The sequence below is a fragment of the Streptomyces pratensis genome, from assembly GCF_016804005.1.
GTDB classification, from domain to species: domain Bacteria; phylum Actinomycetota; class Actinomycetes; order Streptomycetales; family Streptomycetaceae; genus Streptomyces; species Streptomyces pratensis_A.
Genome location: NZ_CP051486.1, coordinates 5,254,216 through 5,276,552, shown reverse-complemented (window position 1 = coordinate 5,276,552; position 22,337 = coordinate 5,254,216). Strand labels below are relative to the sequence as shown.

The 22,337-nt window shown below is 71.2% G+C and carries 20 protein-coding genes and 1 riboswitch; of the genes, 16 read left to right on the top strand and 4 right to left on the bottom strand.

Annotated elements, in window-relative coordinates; genetic code table 11:
- Window positions 1–50: 50 nt before the first annotated feature.
- The 4 genes from HED23_RS21465 (at window position 51) to HED23_RS21450 (ending at window position 4,878) form a co-directional block, all read left to right on the top strand.
- Window positions 51–1,511 carry an aldehyde dehydrogenase family protein gene (locus HED23_RS21465; protein ID WP_203185009.1) on the top strand — a complete coding sequence of 487 codons (1,461 nt, stop codon included), beginning with the start codon at window positions 51–53 and terminating at the stop codon, window positions 1,509–1,511.
- 121 nt (window positions 1,512–1,632) lie between these two features.
- Window positions 1,633–2,088 (top strand): Lrp/AsnC family transcriptional regulator, encoded by a 456-nt coding sequence (locus HED23_RS21460; RefSeq protein WP_203185008.1) that lies wholly within the window; start codon window positions 1,633–1,635, stop codon window positions 2,086–2,088.
- A gap of 255 nt (window positions 2,089–2,343) precedes the next feature.
- Entirely contained in the window at window positions 2,344–3,141 is a 798-nt protein-coding gene (locus HED23_RS21455; RefSeq protein ID WP_203185007.1) for a carbon-nitrogen hydrolase family protein, read from the top strand.
- Window positions 3,142–3,186: 45 nt separating this feature from the next.
- Window positions 3,187–4,878, top strand: coding sequence for a flavin monoamine oxidase family protein (locus HED23_RS21450; protein ID WP_203185006.1), 1,692 nt, complete (start codon window positions 3,187–3,189; stop codon window positions 4,876–4,878).
- A 27-nt stretch (window positions 4,879–4,905) separates the two neighbouring features.
- Here the strand turns inward: HED23_RS21450 and HED23_RS21445 are convergent, their stop codons facing one another.
- On the bottom strand, window positions 4,906–5,616 hold the full coding sequence (locus tag HED23_RS21445) for a DUF5995 family protein (RefSeq protein WP_203185005.1): 711 nt from the start codon (window positions 5,614–5,616) through the stop codon (window positions 4,906–4,908).
- Window positions 5,617–5,713: 97 nt separating this feature from the next.
- Here HED23_RS21445 and HED23_RS21440 point away from each other — a divergent pair, with 97 nt between their 5' ends.
- On the top strand, window positions 5,714–6,904 hold the full coding sequence (locus HED23_RS21440) for a glycoside hydrolase family 6 protein (RefSeq protein WP_420803046.1): 1,191 nt from the start codon (window positions 5,714–5,716) through the stop codon (window positions 6,902–6,904).
- Window positions 6,905–6,917: 13 nt separating this feature from the next.
- Here HED23_RS21440 and HED23_RS21435 read toward each other — a convergent pair whose 3' ends face one another.
- Window positions 6,918–8,309: a uracil-xanthine permease family protein gene (locus HED23_RS21435; RefSeq protein WP_203185004.1), complete on the bottom strand. Its 1,392-nt coding sequence runs from the start codon at window positions 8,307–8,309 to the stop codon at window positions 6,918–6,920.
- Window positions 8,310–8,466: 157 nt separating this feature from the next.
- The gene (locus HED23_RS21430) at window positions 8,467–9,696 is read right to left on the bottom strand and encodes an MFS transporter (RefSeq protein WP_203185003.1); all 1,230 of its coding nucleotides are present in this window, start codon (window positions 9,694–9,696) and stop codon (window positions 8,467–8,469) included.
- A gap of 144 nt (window positions 9,697–9,840) precedes the next feature.
- Here HED23_RS21430 and HED23_RS21425 point away from each other — a divergent pair, with 144 nt between their 5' ends.
- From HED23_RS21425 to HED23_RS21375, 11 genes are all read left to right on the top strand, one after another.
- Entirely contained in the window at window positions 9,841–11,040 is a 1,200-nt protein-coding gene (locus HED23_RS21425; RefSeq protein ID WP_203185002.1) for an ROK family transcriptional regulator, read from the top strand.
- A gap of 99 nt (window positions 11,041–11,139) precedes the next feature.
- A riboswitch (FMN riboswitch) is annotated at window positions 11,140–11,270 on the top strand.
- Between the two features lie 159 nt (window positions 11,271–11,429).
- The gene (ribD, locus tag HED23_RS21420) at window positions 11,430–12,530 is read left to right on the top strand and encodes a bifunctional diaminohydroxyphosphoribosylaminopyrimidine deaminase/5-amino-6-(5-phosphoribosylamino)uracil reductase RibD (protein WP_203185001.1); all 1,101 of its coding nucleotides are present in this window, start codon (window positions 11,430–11,432) and stop codon (window positions 12,528–12,530) included.
- Complete coding sequence (locus tag HED23_RS21415) at window positions 12,531–13,151, top strand: riboflavin synthase (RefSeq protein WP_203185000.1); 621 nt, start codon at window positions 12,531–12,533, stop codon at window positions 13,149–13,151.
- Window positions 13,148–13,792, top strand: coding sequence for a nicotinamide mononucleotide transporter family protein (locus tag HED23_RS21410; RefSeq protein ID WP_203184999.1), 645 nt, complete (start codon window positions 13,148–13,150; stop codon window positions 13,790–13,792). Before HED23_RS21415 ends, HED23_RS21410 begins: the two co-directional genes overlap by 4 nt.
- On the top strand, window positions 13,789–15,075 hold the full coding sequence (locus tag HED23_RS21405; RefSeq protein ID WP_203184998.1) for a bifunctional 3,4-dihydroxy-2-butanone-4-phosphate synthase/GTP cyclohydrolase II: 1,287 nt from the start codon (window positions 13,789–13,791) through the stop codon (window positions 15,073–15,075). Before HED23_RS21410 ends, HED23_RS21405 begins: the two co-directional genes overlap by 4 nt.
- Before the next feature lie 135 nt (window positions 15,076–15,210).
- Complete coding sequence (gene ribH / locus HED23_RS21400) at window positions 15,211–15,696, top strand: 6,7-dimethyl-8-ribityllumazine synthase (protein ID WP_033304266.1); 486 nt, start codon at window positions 15,211–15,213, stop codon at window positions 15,694–15,696.
- Between the two features lie 35 nt (window positions 15,697–15,731).
- Window positions 15,732–16,004 carry a phosphoribosyl-ATP diphosphatase gene (locus HED23_RS21395; protein WP_033304265.1) on the top strand — a complete coding sequence of 91 codons (273 nt, stop codon included), beginning with the start codon at window positions 15,732–15,734 and terminating at the stop codon, window positions 16,002–16,004.
- A gap of 53 nt (window positions 16,005–16,057) precedes the next feature.
- Window positions 16,058–16,906, top strand: coding sequence for an ATP phosphoribosyltransferase (hisG, locus tag HED23_RS21390; protein ID WP_203184997.1), 849 nt, complete (start codon window positions 16,058–16,060; stop codon window positions 16,904–16,906).
- Between the two features lie 147 nt (window positions 16,907–17,053).
- Window positions 17,054–17,533, top strand: a complete 480-nt coding sequence (locus HED23_RS21385) for a PH domain-containing protein (protein ID WP_203184996.1) — start codon at window positions 17,054–17,056, stop codon at window positions 17,531–17,533.
- 188 nt (window positions 17,534–17,721) lie between these two features.
- On the top strand, window positions 17,722–19,098 hold the full coding sequence (locus HED23_RS21380; protein WP_203184995.1) for a hemolysin family protein: 1,377 nt from the start codon (window positions 17,722–17,724) through the stop codon (window positions 19,096–19,098).
- Window positions 19,095–20,180, top strand: a complete 1,086-nt coding sequence (locus tag HED23_RS21375; RefSeq protein ID WP_203184994.1) for a hemolysin family protein — start codon at window positions 19,095–19,097, stop codon at window positions 20,178–20,180. Before HED23_RS21380 ends, HED23_RS21375 begins: the two co-directional genes overlap by 4 nt.
- A 94-nt stretch (window positions 20,181–20,274) precedes the next feature.
- Here the strand turns inward: HED23_RS21375 and HED23_RS21370 are convergent, their stop codons facing one another.
- Window positions 20,275–22,182: an AAA family ATPase gene (locus HED23_RS21370; RefSeq protein WP_203184993.1), complete on the bottom strand. Its 1,908-nt coding sequence runs from the start codon at window positions 22,180–22,182 to the stop codon at window positions 20,275–20,277.
- Window positions 22,183–22,337 lie beyond the last annotated feature (155 nt).

The window sequence follows — 22,337 nt, the reverse complement described above, 5'->3', positions numbered from 1 at the left end:
AGTAATATGAGCCGCTATCAGCTGCCCGCCCCTCTGCGGTAAGGGATCTCATGTCCTCCTTCTTCACCGACCTGGCCCAGCAGTACATCGACGGTGAGTGGAGGCCGGGGAAGGGGTCCTGGGACATCATCGACTTCAACCCGTACAGCGGGGAGAAGCTCGCCTCCGTCACCGTTGCGACGGCCGGCGAGGTCGACCAGGCCTACCGGGCCGCCGAGCGGGCGCAGCCGGAGTGGGCGGACACGAACCCGTACGCCAGACGGGCCGTGCTGGAGAAGGCGCTGCGCGTCGTCGAGGAGCGCGAGGCCGAGATCAGCGAGGCCATCGTCGCGGAGCTCGGCGGCACCCGGCTGAAGGCGGGCTTCGAGCTGCACCTGGCCAAGGAGTTCCTGCGCGAGGCGGTCCAGCTCACCCTGAGGTCCACCGGGCAGATACTCCCCTCGCCGACCGAGGGCAAGGAGAACCGCGTCTACCGGCTGCCCGTGGGCGTCGTGGGCGTCATCAGCCCCTTCAACTTCCCCTTCCTGCTGTCGCTCAAGTCGGTCGCACCCGCGCTGGCCCTCGGCAACGCCGTCGTCCTCAAGCCGCATCAGAACACCCCCGTCTGCGGCGGCACGCTGATCGCCAAGGTGTTCGAGGAGGCAGGGCTGCCCGCCGGGCTGCTGAACGTCGTGGTCACCGACATCGCCGAGATCGGGGACAGCCTGCTGGAGCACCCCGTCCCGCAGGTGATCTCCTTCACCGGCTCGGACCGGATCGGCCGCCACGTCGCGAAGGTCTGCGCGGCCAACCTCAAGCGCGCCGTGCTCGAACTGGGCGGCAACAGCGCGCTGATCGTCCTGGACGACGCCGACGTCGACTACGCCGTCGACGCGGCCGTGTTCAGCCGCTACATCCACCAGGGCCAGGTCTGCATGGCGGCCAACCGCATCCTGGTGGACCGGTCCGTCGAGCAGGAGTTCACCGAGAAGTTCGTCGCCAAGGTCGCCTCCCTGCGCGTCGGCGACCCGGCCGACCCCGCGACCCACATCGGCCCGCTGATCAGCTCCTCGCAGGCCGACGCGGTGACCAAGCTCGTCGACGAGACCGTGGAGGCGGGGGCCACGGCACTGCTGCACGGACGGGCCGAAGGCAATGTCGTGAGCCCCTCCGTGCTGACCGGCCTCGCCGACGATTCCCCCGTGCTGCGGCAGGAGATATTCGGGCCGGTCGCCCTGCTGGTCCCCTTCGACGGTGAGGACGAGGCCGTACGGATCGCCAACGACACCCCCTACGGACTGAGCGGCGCGGTCCACACCGGGAACATCGAGCGCGGTGTACGGGTGGGGCAGCGGATCCGCACCGGCATGATCCACATCAATGACGGCACGGTCCACGACGAGCCCATCGTTCCCTTCGGCGGCGAGAAGAACTCGGGCCTCGGACGGCTGAACGGCGAGTCGATGCTGGAGGCCTTCACCACGCAGAAGTGGATCTCGGTCCAGCACGGCCGCTCGCAGTTCCCCTTCTGACCCGCGGCTCCTCGCGGCTCCCCGCGGTGAGCGCGCCCCGCACGGGGCGCCCGTGGTCTACTTCGGGGGCGGCCCGTGCCGCCCCCGGATTCCTCCGCCGCAGAGAAGTGACCCACCCGAAGTGCGCCTGAACGACCTCGACGAACGCATCGTCCACGCCCTCGCCGAAGACGCCCGCCGCTCCTACGCGGACATCGGTGCCCTCATCGGCCTCTCCGCCCCCGCGGTGAAACGCCGTGTGGACCGGCTGCGCGCCGAGGGCGCCATCACGGGCTTCACCGTGCGGGTCGACCCGGCGGCGCTCGGCTGGGAGACCGAGGGGTTCATCGAGATCTACTGCAGCCGCAACACCGCCCCCGAAGCCATCAAGCGGGGCCTCTCCGCGTATCCGGAGATCGCGTCCGCGTCCACGGTGACGGGCGACGCCGACGCGATCGTGCAGGTCTTCGCCGCCGACATGCGGCACTTCGAGCAGGTGCTGGAGCGGATCGCCGGCGAGCCGTACGTCGAGCGGACCAAGTCGGTGCTCGTGCTCTCCCCGCTGCTTCGCCGGTACTCGCCGGCCCCGCCGGCCTGACCACCGTACGGGCGACGGGCGGGCAGGGGGCCGGCCGGAACAGGGGGGTCCCGGGCCCTCCGGGGGACTCCCAGGCGAGACGGAGATCACTCGCCTGACCTGCGGGAACGCCCCACGCAACGAATCGCCGCCCCGGCGGGCAGCAACGCAACGGATCGACGGTGCACGCGCAACAATCGCGCCTTGTCGGCCGCGATCCCCGCACCGTACCTTCGATACGTCTCCCCACCCCGCCCGTCCCGCCCGAGGTCAGCCATGCCGCCGTTGCGCACCGCCCTGCTCCAGAGCTCCGGACGAGCCGGCTCCGTGGCCGGCAACCTCGCCACGCTCGACGAGGCCGCGGCGCGGGCCGCCTCCGCGGGTGCCCGGCTGCTGGTCTGTCCGGAGCTGTTCCTCACCGGTTACGCCATCGGCGACTCCGTCCCCGAGCTCGCCGAGCCCGCGGACGGGCCCGCCGCGCAGGCGATCGCCGACATCTGCGTGCGCCACGGACTCGCCGTCCACTACGGCTACCCGGAGCGGACCGGCGAGGCGGTCTTCAACGCGGCACAGCTCATCGGACCCGACGGGGCGCCGCTCGCCAACTACCGCAAGACACATCTCTTCGGCAGCTTCGAGGAGGAGTGGTTCACGCCCGGTGAGCGCCCCGTGGTGCAGGCCGACCTGGACGGCGTAAGGGTCGGGATGCTGATCTGCTACGACGTCGAGTTCCCCGAGAACGTACGCGCGCACGCCCTGGCCGGGACGGAGCTGCTGCTCGTCCCCACCGCGCTGATGCACCCCTTCACATTCGTCGCCGAAGCCGTCGTGCCGGTCCGGGCGTTCGAGAGCCAGCTCTACATCGCGTACGTCAACAGGACCGGCAGGGAAGGCGAGTTCGATTTCACCGGGCTGAGCTGCCTGGCCGGCCCCGACGGTACGGTCCGGGCCCGCGCCGGGCGCGGGGAGGAACTGCTCCTCGGCGATGTCGACCCCGCTCTGCTCGCCGCCTCCCGTGCCGCCAACCCGTATCTCGACGACCGTGTTCCCGGTCTGTACGGCTCCCTCGTCTGAGCCCTCGCCCCCGTCGCTCACTTCCCGCCAGGAGTCCGTACCCCCATGACGTCCACCGTGCCCAACGCCGTCCAGCACACCGAAGCGCAGCCGCCGATCACCATGTTCGGGCCGGACTTCCCGTACGCCTACGACGACTACCTCGCCCACCCGGCAGGCCTCGGGCAGATACCGGCCACCGGACACGGGACCGAGGTCGCCGTCATCGGCGGCGGGCTCTCCGGCATCATCGCCGCGTACGAACTCATGAAGATGGGTCTGAAGCCCGTCGTCTACGAGGCGGACCGCATAGGCGGCCGGCTGCGCACGGTCGGCTTCGAGGGCTGCGACCCCTCGCTGACCGCCGAGATGGGCGCCATGCGCTTCCCGCCCTCGTCCACGGCGCTCCAGCACTACATCGACCTGGTGGGCCTGGAGACCGAGCCGTTCCCCAACCCCCTCTCCCCGGCCACCCCGTCGACCGTCGTCGACCTCAAGGGGGAGTCCCACTACGCGCGGACCATCGACGACCTGCCGCAGGTGTACCGCGAGGTGATGGACGCCTGGAACTCCTGCCTGGAGGAGGGCGCGGACTTCTCCGGCATGAACCGCGCGATGCGCGAGCGAGACGTGCCGCGCATCCGTGAGATCTGGGCGAAGCTCGTCGAGAAGCTCGACGACCAGACCTTCTACGGCTTCCTCTGCGGCTCCGAGGCCTTCGCCTCCTTCCGGCACCGCGAGATCTTCGGCCAGGTCGGCTTCGGCACCGGCGGCTGGGACACCGACTTCCCCAACTCGATCCTGGAGATCCTCCGCGTCGTCTACACCGAGGCCGACGACCACCACCGGGGGATCGTCGGCGGCAGCCAGCAGCTGCCGCTGCGCCTCTGGGACCGTGAGCCGCAGAAGATCACGCACTGGCCGCTCGGCACGTCGCTGTCCTCCCTGCACGGCGGGGAGCCGCGCACGGCCGTGACGCGGCTCGACCGCACCGCCGGCAACCGGATCACCGTCACCGACGCCACCGGGGACATCCGCACCTACGGGGCCGCGGTCTTCACCGGTCAGTCCTGGCTGCTGCTCTCCAAGATCGCCTGCGACGACGCGCTCTTCCCGATCGACCACTGGACGGCGATGGAGCGCACCCACTACATGGAGTCGTCCAAGCTGTTCGTGCCGGTCGACCGGCCGTTCTGGCTGGACAAGGACGAGACCACCGGCCGCGACACGATGTCCATGACGCTCACGGACCGGATGACCCGCGGGACGTACCTGCTCGACGACGGGCCCGACAAGCCGGCCGTCATCTGTCTCTCCTACACCTGGTGCGACGACAGCCTGAAGTGGCTGCCCCTCTCACCGAAGGAGCGCATGGACGTCATGCTCAAGTCGCTCGGCGAGATCTATCCGGGCGTCGACATCCGCAAGCACGTCATCGGCAACCCGGTCACCGTCTCCTGGGAGAACGAGCCGTACTTCATGGGAGCGTTCAAGGCCAACCTGCCCGGCCACTACCGCTACCAGCGACGTCTGTTCACCCACTTCATGCAGGACCGGCTGCCCGCCGACAAGCGCGGCCTGTTCCTCGCGGGCGACGACATCTCGTGGACGGCGGGCTGGGCGGAGGGGGCGGTGCAGACCGCGCTGAACGCCGTATGGGGTGTGATGGCGCAGTTCGGCGGCAGCACAGACCCGGCCAACCCCGGTCCGGGCGACGTCTTCGACGAGATCGCACCGGTCGAGCTCCCGGAGGGGTGAGCTGAGGGCTGCGTGCGGCGCGTCGCCTCAACGGCACGGAGTGAGCAGGAAGCGCCCCACCATCCCGGCCCCGGAATCCATCCGTGCCCTGAACTCCTCGGCCAGAGGCGGCACTCCACGAAGCTGCCACAGCATCCGGGCCGCCGACCATGACGCGTCGCGGGCCCGGTCCAGGCTCCAGGAGCCCGCGAGATGGACGAGAGGATCGGCGATCTCCAGCAGATCGGGACCGGGCATCAGATCTTCGCGGATCCGCTCCTCCAGCATCACGAGGAGATCGCCCACCCGGTCGAACTCCTCCTTCAGGTCCGCCGGAGCGCAGCCGAGCGTACGGCAGGCGTCCACGGCCGCCAGCGCGAGATCGTGCCCGATGTGCGCGTTGACACCGGCCAGTGCGAACTGCAGCGGGCGTACGCCCGGATGACGGCGGAACTGGAACAGAGGGCGCCAGCACTCGGGCGGACGGCCGCCCGAGACGGCCGTGTCGACCGCCGCCAGATAGCGCTCGGCGAACCGCACGTCCAGCGTGGACACGGCTTCCCGGTCCGGGAACGCCCCGCCCGCGATGTGACGGCCGATGGCCTCCGTGACCGTCAGATAGACCTGGTTGAAGACCGCTACGCCGTCCCCGGGCGGCCAGTCGGAGCGGAATGCCTGCATCCGCTCGATCACCGTGCCGACATCGGTCACCGTGCCGGCAGCGCCGGCCGGAAGTGCGAACTGCTCGATCCGGTCCATGCGGGCAGCGTCCCAGCCATAGGCTCGCCACGGCGCCGACGGGCCGGAGACTTCATCGGAACGGACGAACACCGGGCGCCGGGGGAGGGGACGAGGGGTGTCGGGCGTACGGGAAGAAGGCAGGACCGAGGTGCGGCGCAGGAGACGCGCCGCCCGCCGTCACACCATGGCGGCTCTGGCGTCGGCCGTCGTGGTGGCCGGTGCTGCGACGGGTCTGACAGCCGCCGCGGGGGACGGCGAGCGCACGACCGCGCGGCCGGACACGACCGCGTCGCCGGTGCTGGAACAGCTGCCCGCGGTGCCCACCCCGTCCGTGTCACCCTCGGCATCCGCGACGGCCTCGCCGTCCCCGAGCGCCACCCGGACAGTGCGCAGGAGCCCGGCGCCGGCCGTGTCGCCGAAGCGCCCCTCGCGGCCCGCCACGCAGTCCGACGATCTCTACCGCCATCCGCGGTCCCAGGTCCTGGACTGGGTCGGAGCCCACCGGGACGATCCGCGCCGGCCACTGATCGAGTCCAGGATCGCGGCGCAGCCGGCCGCGGTCTGGTTCCCGGCATACAACCCGGGCACCGTGACCCGCCAGGTGCGGGACGTGACGGCCGCCGCGGCAGCCGCCGGCCGCACACCCGTCCTCGTGCCGTACGCGATTCCCGACCGGGACTGCGGCGGGGCCTCCGAGGGAGGGGCGCCCGGCCTGGACGCTTACGACGCCTGGATGGAGGACTTCGCCGCGGGACTCGGCGAGGGACCGGTCATCGTGATCCTGGAACCGGACGCGGTCGCCCTGTCCGACTGCCTCTCCACCGGAGAGCGGACCGACCGCTTCGCGTCCCTTGCTCGGGCCGGCCGGACCCTGCGGGCCGCGAACCCGCTGGCCAGGGTCTACTTCGACGGCGGGCACTCCGGCTGGCACACCGCCGCGAAACAGGCCGCGGCGCTCCGCGAGGCGGGTGCCGCGACGAGTGGCGACGGCATCTTCACCAACGTGTCCAACTTCCACCGCACGGCCGACGAGGCCGCGTACGCCCGGCGGGTGCTCGCCGCGCTCGGCGGTCCGCCCGGCCTGGGCGCCGTCATCGACACGAGCCGCAACGGCAACGGGGCGCCGAGGGCCGGCGAGTGGTGCGACCCGGCGGGCCGGGCGCTCGGCAGGACCCCGGCGACGGACACCGGCCTGGCCGGGATCGACGCGTACCTGTGGGTGAAGCTGCCGGGGGAGTCCGACGGCTGCAAGGGCTCGGCCGGTTCGTTCACCCCGGACTACGCCTACGAGCTGGCCACGGGCTGAGCGGCCGCCGGGGTCAGGACTTCCCGGCCGGCGGCTTCTCGTCGTACTGGGACGTGCCGGAGTCCAGCAGGGGCTCCTGGGTCTTGAGGTGCGCGGGGGCGAACGCCCGCAGCGCGTGATAGCCGGTGATCACGACGAGCGTGCCGAGGGCGATCCCGCTCAGCTCGAAGTTGTCGGTGATCTTCAGGCTGACACCACCGACGCCGATGATGATGCCCGCGGCGGCGGGTACGAGATTGAGGGGATTGCGCAGGTCGACCTTGGCGTTCAGCCAGATCTGGGCGCCCAGCAGGCCGATCATGCCGTACAGGATGACGGTGATACCGCCGAGCACGCCGCCTGGGATCGCGGCCACGACAGCACCGAACTTGGGGCACAGGCCGAAGAGCAGTGCGAAGCAGGCCGCAGCCCAGTAGGCGGCGGTGGAGTAGACCCGGGTCGCCGCCATCACCCCGATGTTCTCGGAGTACGTGGTGTTGGGCGGGCCCCCGACGGCCGTGGACAGCATCGAGGCGGCGCCGTCCGCGGCGATGGCGGTGCCGAGCTTGTCGTCGAGGGAGTCGCCGGTCATCTCGCCGACGGCCTTCACGTGCCCGGCGTTCTCGGCGATCAGGGCGATGACGACCGGCAGCGCGACCAGGATCGCGGACCACTCGAAGCTCGGGGCGTGGAAGGACGGCAGCCCGATCCAGTCGGCGTCCGCCACGGCCGACAGGTCCAGCCGCCAGTGGTCGACCGCCTCGGCGCCGCCGGCCGGTGAATGGATCTTCCCGAAGACCAGGTCGAGCACCCACGACAGGACGTACCCGAAGACTAGCCCGAGGAAGATCGCGATACGGGAGAAGAACCCGCGCAGGCAGACCACGGCCAGGCCGGTGAACAGCATCACCAGGAGGGCCGTCCACTGGTCCTGGGGCCAGTACGTCGAGGCGGTGACGGGCGCCAGGTTGAAACCGATGAGCATCACGACGGCACCGGTCACCACGGGAGGCATCGCCGCGTGGATGATCCGCGCGCCGAACCGCTGCACCATGAGGCCCACCAGGAACAGCACGGCACCGACGACCAGCACCGCGCCCGTGACGGTGGCACTGCTGCCGCCACTGGCCCGGATCGTGGCGGCCACGCCCACGAAGGAGAGCGAGCACCCCAGGTAGCTGGGCACCCTGCCCTTCGTGGCGAGCAGGAAGATGGCGGTGGCGACGCCGGACATCATGATCGCGAGGTTCGGGTCGAGACCCATCAGGACGGGCGCGACGAACGACGCTCCGAACATGGCCACCACGTGCTGGGCGCCCAGGCCGAAGGTACGGGGCCAGGAGAGCCGCTCGTCCGGGCGCACCACGGCCCCCGGTGCGGGGGTCTTCCCGTCGCCGTGCAAGGTCCAGCGCACGCCGAGGCCCATGGTCGCTCCCTGATTGGTGTGTGCGGTGCGCCCTGGGGGTCCCACCCGCGGAAAAGAACAGAGCCATGTTAGTGCCGCGGGCCGGAGGCCTCGCCCTCGACCCCGCGGCATGCGGAATCTGCTGTTCCGTGCCGCTCCTCCGCGCCGCCGCCGGGCGTCAGCTTCCCGCCGGGCTCCGGGTGGGCGCAGGCTGCGGCGTGCTGCCCTCCGCGACCTTGCGGTCGCCCGCCCGCAGCACCCCCGCGCCCAGGACCAGCCCGAACGCCAGCACCGTCACCAGGCCGAACGACGTGAGCAGCGAGGTGGCCTCCGCCAGCGAGCCGATCGCGGACGGGGCGATGAGCCCGGAGGTGTACGTGATGGTGGCGACGCCCGCGATGGCCCGGCTCGGGTTCGTGCCACTGCGTCCGGCCGCGGCGAACGCCAGCGGGACGACGACCGCCACACCGAGGCCCAGCAGCCCGAACCCGCAGAGTGCCAGGGCCGGGCCGGGCGACAGGATCACGAGCAGTCCGCCGACGGTGGCCAGGACGCCTCCCACACGTACGGTCCGCACCGCGCCGAAACGGTCGACCACCTTGTCGCCGGCGAGCCGGGCGATGGCCATCATGAGGGCGAAGGCCGTGGTGGACGCCGCGGCGAGCCCGGCCGAACTGCCCATGACGTCCCGGAGGTAGACCGCCGACCAGTCCATGCTGGCCCCCTCGGCGAACACCGCGCAGAAGCCCACGGCTCCGATGACCAGTGCGGACTTCGGCGGCAGGGTGAAGCGCGGCGGCGGCTCCTCGTCGGCCTCGCCGCGCAGGTCCAGGACGCCCTGGCAGGCGGCCAGGCCGAGCGCCGTCAGCACCAGTGCGGCGAGGGTGTGGTGCAGCCGGGCGTCGGCCCCGATGTGCGCCGCGACCGTGCCTGCCGCCGAACCGATCAGGGCACCCACACTCCACATGCCGTGCAGGCCGGACATGATCGACTTGTCGAGCCGGTTCTCCACCTCGACGCCGAGCGCGTTCATCGCCACGTCCGACATCCCCGCCGTCGCCCCGTACACGAACAGTGCGAGGCAGAGCGTCAGCAGATTGGGGGCCATGGCCGGCAGGATCAGCGCCAGCGTCCAGAGCGCCAGCAGTCCGCGCAGGGCCGTCCGGGCCCCGTAACGGTGACTGACGCTGCCGGCCAGTGGCATGGCGAGCGAGGCGCCGATGGCGGGGAAGGCGAGCGCGAGTCCGAGCTGCCCCGCGCTCACCGAGGCGTGGTCCTGGATCCACGGCACCCGGGTCGCGAAACTGCCGGTGACCGCACCGTGCACGGCGAAGACCGCGGCGACCGCGTATCTGGCCCGCCTGATCTGCTCCGTGCCGAAGACCGGGACAGTCGAGTCCTTCGTCATACGCCGTGCCCTCCCCTGATGAATTGCGGCAGACCGGTGCCCCCGGCGCCTGTCGTGCGGTGCGGGCCGTAAACTATCAGGAACCCTGCCTGATAAATAACCCCCTGTGGCGGCGGACCGTCAGAGGTCTGGAAGGATTCCGGCATGCCCGCATCCCCGAGCACCGCCCGGGCCATCAACGACCGGCTCGCCCTGCGACTCCTCCAGCAGGACGGCCCGCTGACGGCCACTCAGCTGAAGAGCCTGACCGGCCTGTCCCGCCCCACGGTCGCCGATCTGGTGGACCGCCTGCAGGACGCCGGCCTGGTCCGGGTGGTCGGGGAGAGCGGTTCGGACCGCCGGGGCCCCAACGCCCGGCTGTACGGGATCGTCGCCGACCGCGTCCACCTGGCCGCCCTCGACGTACGGACGGACAGCGTCGCCGTGGCCGTCGCGGACCTCCTCGGCGTCACCCTCGCCGAGGCGACCCTGCCCATCGGCAGCGACACCGGCACGCGGTTCGCCGTCGAGCGTGCCGTGGGGATGCTGGAGCGCACCGCCCGCACCGCGGGGACGGCTCCGTTGCACAGCGTCGGCATCGGCGCCCCCGGCCTGATCGACCCGGTCACCGGCGAGCTCAGGAACACCGCGGGCCTCCCCGCCTGGCACGGGGGTCTGGTCAGGGAACTCCAGCAGAGACTGTCCGCCACCGTCCTCGTAGAGAACGAGACCAACCTCGCCGCCGTCGCCGAGCACCGCATCGGTGCGGCCCAGGACCGCGACACCTTCGTGCTGCTCTGGCTCGGCCACGGCATCGGCGCCGCCGTCATGCTCGACGGGAAGTTGCGGCGCGGCGCGTCGGGCGGAGCCGGGGAGATCGGGTTCCTGCCGGTGCCAGGAACCTCCGGGGTCCCCTCGTCGGTCAACTGCGAGGGGGGATTCCACTCCCTGGTCGGCTCGGCCGCCGTCTGCGAGCTGGCGGCGCGGCATGGCATCGGGACGTCGGACACCTCGGACGGCGGAGCGCAGGAGCAGGACCCGGCGGCGGCCTTCGCCGTCCGCGCCGCACTGCGGGCCGGTGACGAGGCCGGTGAGGCCTTTCTGTCCGGACTGGCCGACCGCCTGGCGCTCGGAGCCGCCTCCGTCGTCTCCGTCCTGGACCCCGGCTGCCTGGTCCTGGCGGGCGAGGTCGGCCGCGCCGGCGGCGACGTCCTTGCCGCGCGGGTGGAGGAGCGACTGGCCCGGATGTCACCGCTGCGTACGGAGGTCAGGGCAGGGACGCTGGGCGGCGGCGCGGTCCTGCGCGGCGGGCTGTTCGCCGCCCGGGAGGCTGCCCAGGACGCGCTGTTCACCCCGGGGGCGTGACGCTCCGTGAGGGACTCGGTGGCCGTCTGTGAGCTGTCCCACAGAGGGCACCCGTATGGACCAGTGCGCGCCGTGGCAGAATGTGTTCTGTACCAGCAGCAGCGCACTCCGGGGTCGGTGTAATTCCGAACCGGCGGTTATAGTCCGCGACCCGTCCGCATCCAGCGGCCGGTTGACCAGGTGAGATTCCTGGACCGACGGTGAAAGTCCGGATGGGAGGCAGTGCGCGGCGGGCCGTCACAGGTACGCCGCCGTAGGCGGATGTGTCCGGGAGATCCCGGGACCACCACATCCTGTCCTCGGTCTCCGGCGTTCTCCTGTTGCGTTCCGCTTCATCTGTCGTCATCGACAGGCCCCGGAGTCCGTGCCCGAAGAGGCAGGAGGACCCGGTGGCAACCGCAGCCGAAAGAGCCGCCATGCGGCGTGCGATCACGCTCGCAGCCCGCGGACTCGGCGCCACCAGCCCGAACCCGGTCGTCGGATGCATCATCCTCGACGCCGCCGGGGAGCAGGCCGGCGAGGGCTTCCACCAGCGCGCCGGAGGGCCGCACGCCGAGATCCACGCCCTGCGCGCGGCCGGCGGACGGGCCCGTGGCGGCACCGCGTTCGTCACCCTCGAACCCTGTAACCACACCGGACGCACCGGGCCCTGTGCCCAGGCACTGATCGAGGCCGGCGTCCGCCGCGTCCTGTACGCGGTGAGCGACCCGAACCCGCAGGCCACAGGCGGTGCCGAGACCCTGCGCGCCGCAGGTGTCCAGGTGGAGCAGGGCCTCCTCGCCGACGAGGCCGAGGCGGGGAACACCGCGTGGCTCACCTCGGTCCGCCTCGGCCGTCCGTACGTCCTCTGGAAGTACGCGGCGACCCTCGACGGCCGGATCGCCGCCGCCGACTCCACCAGCCGCTGGATCACCTCCCCCGAGGCCCGCGCCGACGTACACCGCCTGCGGGCCGAGGCCGACGCCGTGGTGGTCGGCTCCGGTACCGCCCGCGCCGACGACCCCCAGCTGGGCGTACGTGGCATCGAGGGCGCCACCCAGCCTCTCCGGGTGGTCGTCGACACCGGCGCCACCGCCGTCCGGCCCGGGGCCCGGGTCCTCGACGGGTCCGCGCCCACCCTGGTCGCGGTCGCCGACGACGCCGAGGCCGGTCACCTCCCCGAGGAGGCCGTGCTGCGCCTGCCGCGCGCCGCAGGCGGGCCGGGCCTGGATGTCGACGCACTGCTCGCGGCCCTCCACGGCCGGGGGATCCGCTCCGTACTCCTCGAAGGCGGCCCTGTCCTGGCCGGCTCCTTCGTCGCCGCGGGGGCGGTCGACACCGTCGTCGGCTACCTCGCACCGGTTCTCCTCGGCGCGGGCCCCGCCGCCCTCGCCGATGCCGGAATCTCCACCATCTCCCAGGCGTTGCGCCTCGATGTGACCGAGACCGTCCGTATCGGCCCCGATCTGCGCATCACCGCCGTCCCCGTTCCTGCTCGGAAGGGAAACTGAGTGTTCACCGGAATTGTCGAAGAACTGGGTGAGGTCACAGCCGTCGAGAAGCTCGACGACGCCTCCCGTTTCCGACTGCGCGGGCCCGTAGTGACCGAGGGCGCCAAGCACGGCGACTCCATCGCGGTCAACGGTGTCTGCCTCACCGTCGTGGACCTCGGGGAGAACGAGTTCACCGCCGACGTCATGGCCGAGACGCTGGACCGCTCCAGCCTCGGTGCACTGGCCCCCGGCTCCCGGGTCAACCTGGAGCGCCCGATGGCCCTCGGCGGACGCCTCGGCGGCCACATCGTCCAGGGCCACGTGGACGGCACCGGCCACATCGTCGAGCGCAAGGTCTCCGAGAACTGGGAGCTCGTCACGGTCTCCCTGCCCGCCGGTCTGACCCGCTACGTGGTGGAGAAGGGCTCGATCACCGTCGACGGCGTGAGCCTGACCGTCGTCGACGCGGGACCCGACTTCTTCACGATCAGCCTGATCCCCACCACCCTCGCGCTGACCACCCTCGGCATCAAGGAGCCGGGCGACCCGGTCAACCTGGAGGTGGACGTCCTCGCGAAGTACGTCGAGCGGCTGCTCGCCCACGGCTCCGCCCCGGAAGCCGGGGAGCCGGTCGCGTGAACGCCCTCGACTGGCTGAACTCCGAGGCGTTCACCGCCTTCGGGCAGCACATCATCTGGTCGGACATGATCGGCAACACGATCGGTCTGATCGCCCTGGCCCTCGGCTGGCTCCGCTCCGTGTGGACGTGGCCCGCCCAGCTCCTGTCCGGCGTCGTCCTGGTCGCCGCCAACGTCTCCGTGCAGCAGGCGGGCAGCGTCGGCAAGCAGCTGATCGTCATCGCAGTCGCCGTCTGGGGCTGGCAGCAGTGGACCCGAGGCAGGCAGCAGGCGCAGGACGGTTCCATCGCCGTGCGCTTCGCGACCTGGCGTGAGCGCGGGTACCTGGTGGGCGGCGCCGTGCTCGGCACGCTCGCGGTCGGCGGGCTGTTCACCGCCTTCCCGTCGCTCTCCTGGAGCCCCTGGGCGGACGCCTATATTTTCGCCGGCACCCTCGTGGCGATGATCGCCCAGGCGCGCGGCATGGTCGAGTTCTGGTTCGCCTGGCTGCTCGTCGACCTCGTCGGCGTACCGCTCAACTTCCACAGCGGACTCGCCTTCTCCGGTCTCATCTACGTCGTCTACGGCGCGCTTGTCCTCTGGGGCATGCGCGACTGGTGGCTGCGTACGCGGACACCCGCTCTGGAAGGAGCCACGGCATGACTGCCCAGCCCACCTGGCTGCACGACCGCACCCTCGAAGACCTCTCGCTCGACCCCGTCGAGCAGGCGATCCGCGACATCGCTGCCGGACGGCCCGTCGTGGTCGTCGACGACGAGGACCGGGAGAACGAGGGCGACCTCGTCATCGCCGCGGAGAAGGCGACCCCCGAGATCATCGCCTTCATGATGAGCGAGTGCCGCGGTCTGATCTGCGCGCCCATGGAGAACGACGAGCTGGAACGCCTCGAACTCCCGCAGATGGTCACGGACAACACCGAGTCGATGAAGACGGCCTTCACCGTCTCCGTGGACGCCTCCGCCGCGCACGGCGTGACCACCGGCATCTCGGCGGCCGACCGCGCGACCACGCTCCGGATGCTGGCGGGCGGCAAGGCGGGTCCCGGCGACTTCGTACGCCCCGGCCACATCTTCCCGCTCCGCGCCCGTGCCGGAGGTGTCCTCGTCCGCAACGGACACACCGAGGCCGCCGTCGACCTCGCCAGGCTCGCCGGACTGCGCCCCGCGGGCGCCATCGTCGAGATCGCCGGTGAGGACGGAGTGATGCTGCGGCTCCCCGAGCTCGTCCCGTTCGCCCGCAAGCACGGCCTCACGATCATCTCCATCGAGGACCTGATCGCCTACCGCCGCAGCTCGGAGCCCACCGTGCGCCGCGAGGCCGAGGTCCGGCTGCCCACGGCCTTCGGTCCGTTCACCGCCTACGGATACCGCTCCGTCGTCGACGGCGTCGAACACGTGGCACTCGTCCACGGTGACATCGGCGACGGCCGGGACGTCCTCGTCCGGGTCCACTCCGAGTGCCTGACCGGTGACATCTTCCAGTCCCAGCGCTGTGACTGCGGCCCGCAGTTGCACACGTCCATGGAACGCGTCACGGCCGAGGGCCGCGGGGTCGTGGTCTACCTGCGCGGCCACGAGGGCCGCGGCATCGGACTGCTGTCGAAGATGCGCGCGTACGAACTTCAGGAGCGCGGCTCCGACACCCTCGACGCCAATCTGGAACTCGGACTGCCCGCCGACGCACGGGACTACGCGGCGGGTGCCCAGATCCTGCGGGACCTCGGGGTGCACAGCCTGCGTCTGATGACCAACAACCCGGACAAGACAGCCGCGCTCGTGCGGTACGGGCTCAAGGTCACCGGGCGTGAGCCCATGCCCGTGCAGGCCGGTGAGCACAATCTGCGGTACCTGCGGACCAAGCGGGACCGGATGGGCCACGACCTGCCCTGGCTCGACGCCTCCGCGTCGGCCTGCGGCAACCAGTAGGCCGCGTCGGCCTGCGGCGAACAGCCAGCCGCGTTCGGCCCGCGGCAGCCGATGGGCCGAGGCGGCCCGAGGCGACCAGTGGGCCGCGTTCGGCCTGCGGCAACCAGTAAGCACCGATGAACACACAGGAGAGACATGAGCGGCAAGGGCGCACCCGAACTGTCCGTACGCAACTGCGGAGACCTGCGGGTGGCGGTGATCGCTGCGCAGTGGCACGAGCAGGTCATGGACGGGCTCGTCGACGGTGCCCTGCGCGCACTGCGTGACCTGGGCATCGACGAGCCGACACTGCTCCGGGTCCCCGGCAGCTTCGAGCTCCCCGTCGTGGCCAAGGTGCTCGCGGGCCGTGGCTACGACGCGATCGTCGCGCTCGGGGTGATCATCCGTGGCGGCACCCCCCACTTCGAATACGTGTCCCAGGGCGTGACCAACGGTCTCACCCAGGTCACGGTCGACACCGGAGTCCCCGTCGGCTTCGGCGTGCTCACCTGTGACAACGAGGAACAGGCCCTGGACCGGGCCGGACTCGAGGGCTCCAACGAGGACAAGGGTCACGAAGCGGTCACCGCCGCCGTGGCCACCGCCGCCACGCTGCGCACCGTCAGCGAACCCTGGCGCTGAGCAGCGTTCCGGGACCCCGTATTCTAAGGACCATCATGGCCAACAAAACCTTCGAAGAGCTCTTCGCCGAGCTGCAGCGCAAGGCCGCCGACGGCGACCCCTCCACCTCCCGCACCGCCGAGCTGGTGGACAAGGGTGTGCATGCCATCGGCAAGAAGGTCGTCGAGGAGGCCGCCGAGGTCTGGATGGCCGCCGAATACGAGGGCAAGGAAGCCGCCGCCGAGGAGATCTCGCAGCTGCTCTACCACGTCCAGGTGATGATGGTCGCCCGCGGGATCTCCCTCGACGACGTCTACGCCCACCTCTGAGCACCCACCCCCGTACGCCCGGAACTCCCTCCGCACAAAGGAAACCTGACCTCATGCTGCGCATCGCCGTCCCCAACAAGGGTGCAATCTCCGGGCCTGCGATGGCGATGCTCCATGAGGCCGGCTACCGGCAGCGCAAGGAGTCGAAGGAACTGGTCCTCGTCGACCCCACGAACGAGGTCGAGTTCTTCTACCTGAGGCCGCGCGACATCGCGATCTACGTCAGTTCCGGCCGGCTCGACATCGGTATCACCGGCCGTGACCTGCTGCTGGACTCCGGGGCCGAGGCCGAGGAGATCCTCCAGCTCGGCTTCGCGCGCTCCACCTTCCGCTACGCCACCAAGCCCGGCACGGCCACCGGCCCCAAGGACTTCGACGGCATGACGATCGCCACGTCCTACGAGGGGATCGTGGCCAGGCACCTCGCCGAGGAAGGCGTCGACGCCTCCGTCGTCCACCTCGACGGCGCGGTCGAGACCGCCATCGAGCTCGGGGTCGCGCAGATCATCGCGGACGTCGTCGAGACCGGCACCAGCCTGCGCAACGCCGGACTCGAGGTCATCGGCGAGCCGATCATGTCCTCCGAAGCCGTCGTGATCCGCCGCAAGGGCGCCGACGCGGAGGACCCCAAGGTGCAGCAGTTCCTGCGCCGCCTGCAGGGCGTCCTGGTGGCCCGCAGCTACGTGATGATGGACTACGACTGCCGGGTCGAGCACCTGGAGCGCGCCGTCGCGCTCACCCCGGGCCTGGAGTCGCCGACCATCTCCCCGCTGCACCACGAGGGCTGGGTCGCCGTCCGCTCCATGGTCGCCGCCAAGGAGGCCCAGCGGATCATGGACGACCTGTACGAGCTGGGTGCGCGAGCCATCCTCACGACCGCCATCCACGCCTGCCGCCTCTGACGGCCGTCCACGCCCGCCCCCTCCGACGGGCCGTCCGCGCCCGCCGCCTCCGACGGGCCGTCCGCGCCCGCCGCCTCCGACGGGCCGTCCACACCCGCCGCCTCCGACAGCCGGTCCACGAGCACACCTAAGGACGACAGCGCCGCCATGTCCGCCCCCGCGCCCCGGCCGACCGAACTCCCCGCACTCCCGGCCACCTTCAGGCCCACCCTCACCCGAGTGGTCCTGCTGGCCGTGGGGGCGGCGACGTTCGTCGTCATCACCGCTGTCGCGGTGATACTGGAGAACCTCGGCCCGGGGGAGCGGACCAGCTTCGTCTTCGTCGCCCTGCTCTTCTTCGGCGTACTCGCCCTGCTCAGCAGGCCCCGCATCACCGCCGACGAGACCGGGGTCACGGTCGTCAACATCACACGTACCCGCCGACTTGCCTGGGCCGAGATCCTTCGTGTGAACCTGCGTGCCGGTGACCCGTGGGTCTTCCTCGACCTCAGTGACGGAACGAGCATGCCCGCGCTCGGCATCCAGCCCGGACTCGCCAGACAGCGGGCCATCAGCGACGCCCGCACACTGCGCGCTCTCGCCGAATTCCACGGCAGCGGAGTGAACGAGGCCACGGAGAACGGCTGAGCCCTCTGCCCCGTCCGGCCCGATCCCGATTATTCTGGGAGCGGTGGCGCACCCGGTGCGCCCCGCCCCGCACCAGAAGGCCTTCGAGGCCCGCGGGGCATATTCCTGCGACCCAAGGAGTGACTCCCTCCAGCAATGGACGGATCGTCCGGTAGTACCTGCGCCGCCCTCTCCCCGGAGGCGGCGGCATGACCACCCCCCTGTTGCTGCTTCTCGCGGCATTCCTTCTCATCCTCGCCAACGGGTTCTTCGTGGCAGCCGAATTCGGGCTCGTCACGGTGGAACGGCCGGACGCCGAACGCGCCGCCGCCGAAGGCGACCGCCGGGCCCGTACCGTCGTCGCCGCCCTGCGCGAACTCTCCTTCCAGCTCTCCGGCACCCAGCTCGGCATCACCATCACCTCGCTGGTGGTCGGAATGCTCGCCGAACCGGCGCTCGCCCAGTTGCTCGCCGGACCCCTCACCGCCGCCGGACTGCCCCACGGGGCCGTTCCCGGGGTGAGCGTGGTGATCGGCATGCTGTTCGCCTCCGCCGTCCAGATGGTGATCGGCGAGCTCGTGCCGAAGAACTGGGCGGTCTCCCGGCCGCTCCAGGTCGCCCGGTTCGTCGCCGGGCCCCAGCACCGCTTCTCCGCCCTCCTGCGGCCGGTGATCACCGGCCTGAACGCCGTGGCCAACCGGCTGGTCAGGCTGCTGGGCGTAGAACCGACGGCTGAGCTCGCCTCCGCCAGGACGCCGGGCGAACTCGTCTCCCTGGCCCGGCACTCCGCCGAGGCCGGCACCCTGGAGCAGGACACCGCCGATCTCTTCGTGCGGACCCTTTCCCTCGCCGGTCTCACCGCACAGCACGTCATGACCCCGCGGGTGAAGGTCAGCGCGCTGCAGGCGTCGGCGACGGCTGCGGACGTCCTCAACCTCACGCGTGCCACCGGCCTCTCGCGCTTCCCCGTCTACCGGGACCGCATCGACGAGGTCGTCGGCATGGTCCACCTCAAGAACGCCCTGGGAGTCCCCTCCGAGGACCGGCTGCGCACCCCGGTGAGCCGGATCGCCGTAGCGCCCCTCCTGGTGCCGGAGACCCTGCCCGTCGAACAACTGCTCCAGCGGCTGCGCAGCGAGCAGCCGATAGCCGTCGTGGTCGACGAGTACGGCGGCACCGCCGGTGTCGTCACGCTCGAGGACATCATCGAGGAGCTCGTCGGCGAGGTCCGCGACGAGCACGACGCGGAGGGCGCCGACCGTCCCGAGCTGGCGCCGGTCGTCGCCGACGACGGACGGGCCGGCTGGGACGTGGAAGGCAGCACCCGGGTCCTGGCCCTGCGGCGGATAGGCCTCGACGTACCCGAAGGGCCCTACGAGACCGTGGCCGGTCTGGTCGCCGATCTGCTGGGGCGCATCCCCGCCCCCGGTGACCGGGCGGAACTGCCGGGCTGGCGGATCTCCGTCCGCCAGGTCGGCCACTACCGGGCCGAGCAGGTCCGCTTCGTCCGTCTGACGGACCTGCCCGCACCTCCGGCGGAACAGCCGGAACGACTCACCCAGGACCTGCTGGAGGCCGTGCGATGAGCCTCGTACAGCTGGTGTTCGCCGGACTCCTCGTGCTGGCGAACGGCTTCTTCGTCGGAGCCGAGTTCGCGCTCGTCTCCGTACGGCGCAGTCAGGTCGAACCCCTCGCGGCGGAGGGGTCGAGCCGGGCCAGACAGGTCCTGTACGGCCTGGAGAACCTGCCGCAGATGATGGCCGCCGCGCAGTTCGGCATCACCATCTGCTCCCTCACGCTCGGAGCCGTCGCGGAACCGACCGTCGCGCACCTCCTGGAGCCGGTCTTCCACGCGGCGCACGTGCCCGAAGGGCTCGTCCACCCGCTCGGTTTCGCGGTGGCGCTCGTCTCCGTGGTCTTCCTCCACCTCGTCATCGGCGAGATGGTCCCGAAGAACCTGGCCATGGCCGCCCCCGAGAAGACCGCGATGTGGCTCAGCCCCGGCCTGGTCGGTTTCGCCAGGCTCTGCCGGCCCGTGACCTCCGCGCTGGGCGCCTGCGCCACATTCGTGCTGCGGCTCTTCAAGGTCGAGCCGAAGGACGAGGTCGAGGCCGTCTTCACCAGCGAGCAGCTCAACCGGCTCGTGGAGGACGCGGGACTGGCCGGACTCCTGGAACCCGAGGCGCAGGAACGCCTCGGGGACGCCCTCGAGCTGGGCAGCCGGCCCGTCACCGATGTGCTGCTGGACCGGGCGTCCCTGGTGACGGTGGACCCCTCGGTCACCCCGCGACGCGTGGAGGAGCTGACCGTGAGGACCGGATATTCGCGCTTTCCCGTCTGCGCGGAGGGCGGCGGCCCGTTCATGGGTTATCTGCACGTCAAGGACGTCCTGGAGCTGGAGGACGGCGACCGGGCCGTCCCGCAGCAGATCTGGCGCCCGATGGCGACCGTACGGGCCGAACTCCCTCTGGACGACGCACTGACGGTCATGCGCCGCGCCGCGACCCACCTCGCCCAGGTCGCCGACGGGTCGGGCAAGGTGCTCGGCCTGGTCGCGATGGAGGACGTCCTGGAGATGCTCGTGGGCGAGGTCCGCGACCCCGCCCACCGGGTCTCCGTGCCCCGCCGCACCGTGGAGGCGCCGAAGGCGATGGCGCCCCTGGGGTGATCTCCTCCGGGTGTTCACCTCGGGGTGAGTGTTCCCCCTCGGGGTGATCTCCTCAGCCGTCGGGCGGCCCTGCCGGGGCCGCCCGACGGGCGTCTCACAGGGCTCCGGGTCCCTGCTTCCCCCGGTCCGCCGGACCCCGTCCCGACAGCACCTCGCCGTACGCCTGCATCAGATCCGGCAGCCGCAGGGTGGCCAGATCGTCCCGGGTCGGCGCGACGGCGTAACCGGACAGCCGCAGATCGCGGTAGGCGCAGCTCTTCTCGTACAGGGTGCGCAGGAACCGGCCGTTGCCCAGCTCGTCGATCCAGCCCTGGTCGACCACGTGGCCGCTGATGCTGCGCAGCTCGTCGTGGGACTCCTCGTCCCAGACATCGCCGTTCTCGGCGGCCAGCACCCCGCCGATCGCGGTGAGTTCGAGGGGACGGTAGCTCGGGAAGTCGACGCGCGTGGTGAAGCGTGAGGAGAGCCCGGGGTTGGTGGAGAGCAGCCGGTCCATGCCCTCGGGATAGCCGGCGAGGATGACGACCAGGTGGTCCCTGTTGTCCTCGGCCCGCTTCAGAAGCACCTGCAGGGCCTCGTCGCCGTACGCGTCGCCCTTGCTGTAACCCGAGTTGGAGAGGCTGTACGCCTCGTCCACGAACAGCACCCCGCCGAGTGCCGAATCGATCAGCTCGTTGGCCTTCACCGCGGTCTGCCCGAGGAACTCGCCCACCAGGTCCGAGCGTTGGGCTTCCACCAGATGGTCGCCGCCGAGAAGCCCGAGCGCGTAGAACACCCGGCCCAGGATGCGGGCGACCGTCGTCTTGCCCGTTCCGGACGGACCTGAGAAGACGAAGTGGCGCTTCGGCGGCTGCACCGGCAGCCCCTGATCCGCGCGCAGACGCGCCATGTTCAGCTGTGCGGACAGGGCCTTGACCTGGCGTTTCACGGGTTCGAGTCCGACCATGCGCTCGAGCTCCGCCAAGGCCGCCGCAAGCATCACCGGGTCGCTCGGCCCCGCCGGGAAGACGGCGGCCTTCGCCGCACCGGGCTTCGTCCGAGCCTCGCCGGCGACGGGCACCGCCGGTGGTGCCACGGCACCGGGCAGGGTCTGCGGGTCGCCGCCCGGCCTGGGCTCACGGCCGTCCACCAGGTCGGTGCCGAGCGCCAGGTCCCCGTCCGTCAGGCCCTCCACACCCGTGCCGTCAGAGCCGACGCCGGCCAGTGAGACCGCGGCGAGGTCCGCGGCCTCGTCGTAGCCGTCCCCCTCGGAGATAGCCGCGAGTCTGGCCGAGGTGTCCATGAAGGCCGGGTCCACGCGGTGCACCGCCCGGTACAGGGGGAGAGCCGCAGCACTGCGGCCGGTACCCTCGTGGGCGCGCGCCAGCCAGTAGCGGAGCTCCTTGCGCTGCGGCTGCTCGCTGCGACATCGCATCAGCGCGGCGGACAGCAGGGGCTCAGCCTGCCCGTACATCTCCAGGCGCACCCGCGCCATGCCGCCGAAGAGCCCTGCCTCGATGCCGAGCAGCGGGTCGTCGATGAGCTGCTCGGTGGAGCGTACGAGCTGCTCCCAGTCCTTGACCAGATAGGAGCGGCAGGCGTGCAGGAAGCGCACCTGGGGATCGGCGTCGACCGGTGGCAGACCCGCCAGCGCCCGGTCCAGCTCCGGCACATGGCGGCCGTCCAGCCAGTGGGAGGCGTGGGCAAGGAGCAGATCGCGCGGGCTCTCCAGCACCGGCTGCACCCACCAGCCCAGCCAGTACCACGAGTTGAGCGTCCGGCGATGCCGGGTGCGCTGTTCGCCGAAGCGCTCGCGGTGGCGGTACATGCGCAACAGCGCCGTGGTGGTGTCGATCCGCAGTGCGTGCAGGCCCAGCCAGCCGTCCGCCATGCCCGGGTCGAAGCGCACCGCGGTTCTGAACTCCTCCTCGGCCTGCGGGTACGCGCCCATGGTGTAGGCGTCCACCCCGCGCAGCCAGGCAAGGTCGGCCGGGGCCTGCATGCCCGGCGTGCCGATGTCCATCAGGTCCCCCACAAACCGTGCCCCAGAATTTCCCGCCCGCACAGCATGCCCAGCGCGACGCGCCTAATCACCGTGCCGAGGACGGGAATTGACCACACCCGAGAGGCATCGTACCTGCACAGGGAGTGAGCGGTCAGGAGCGATACCGGCGCTCC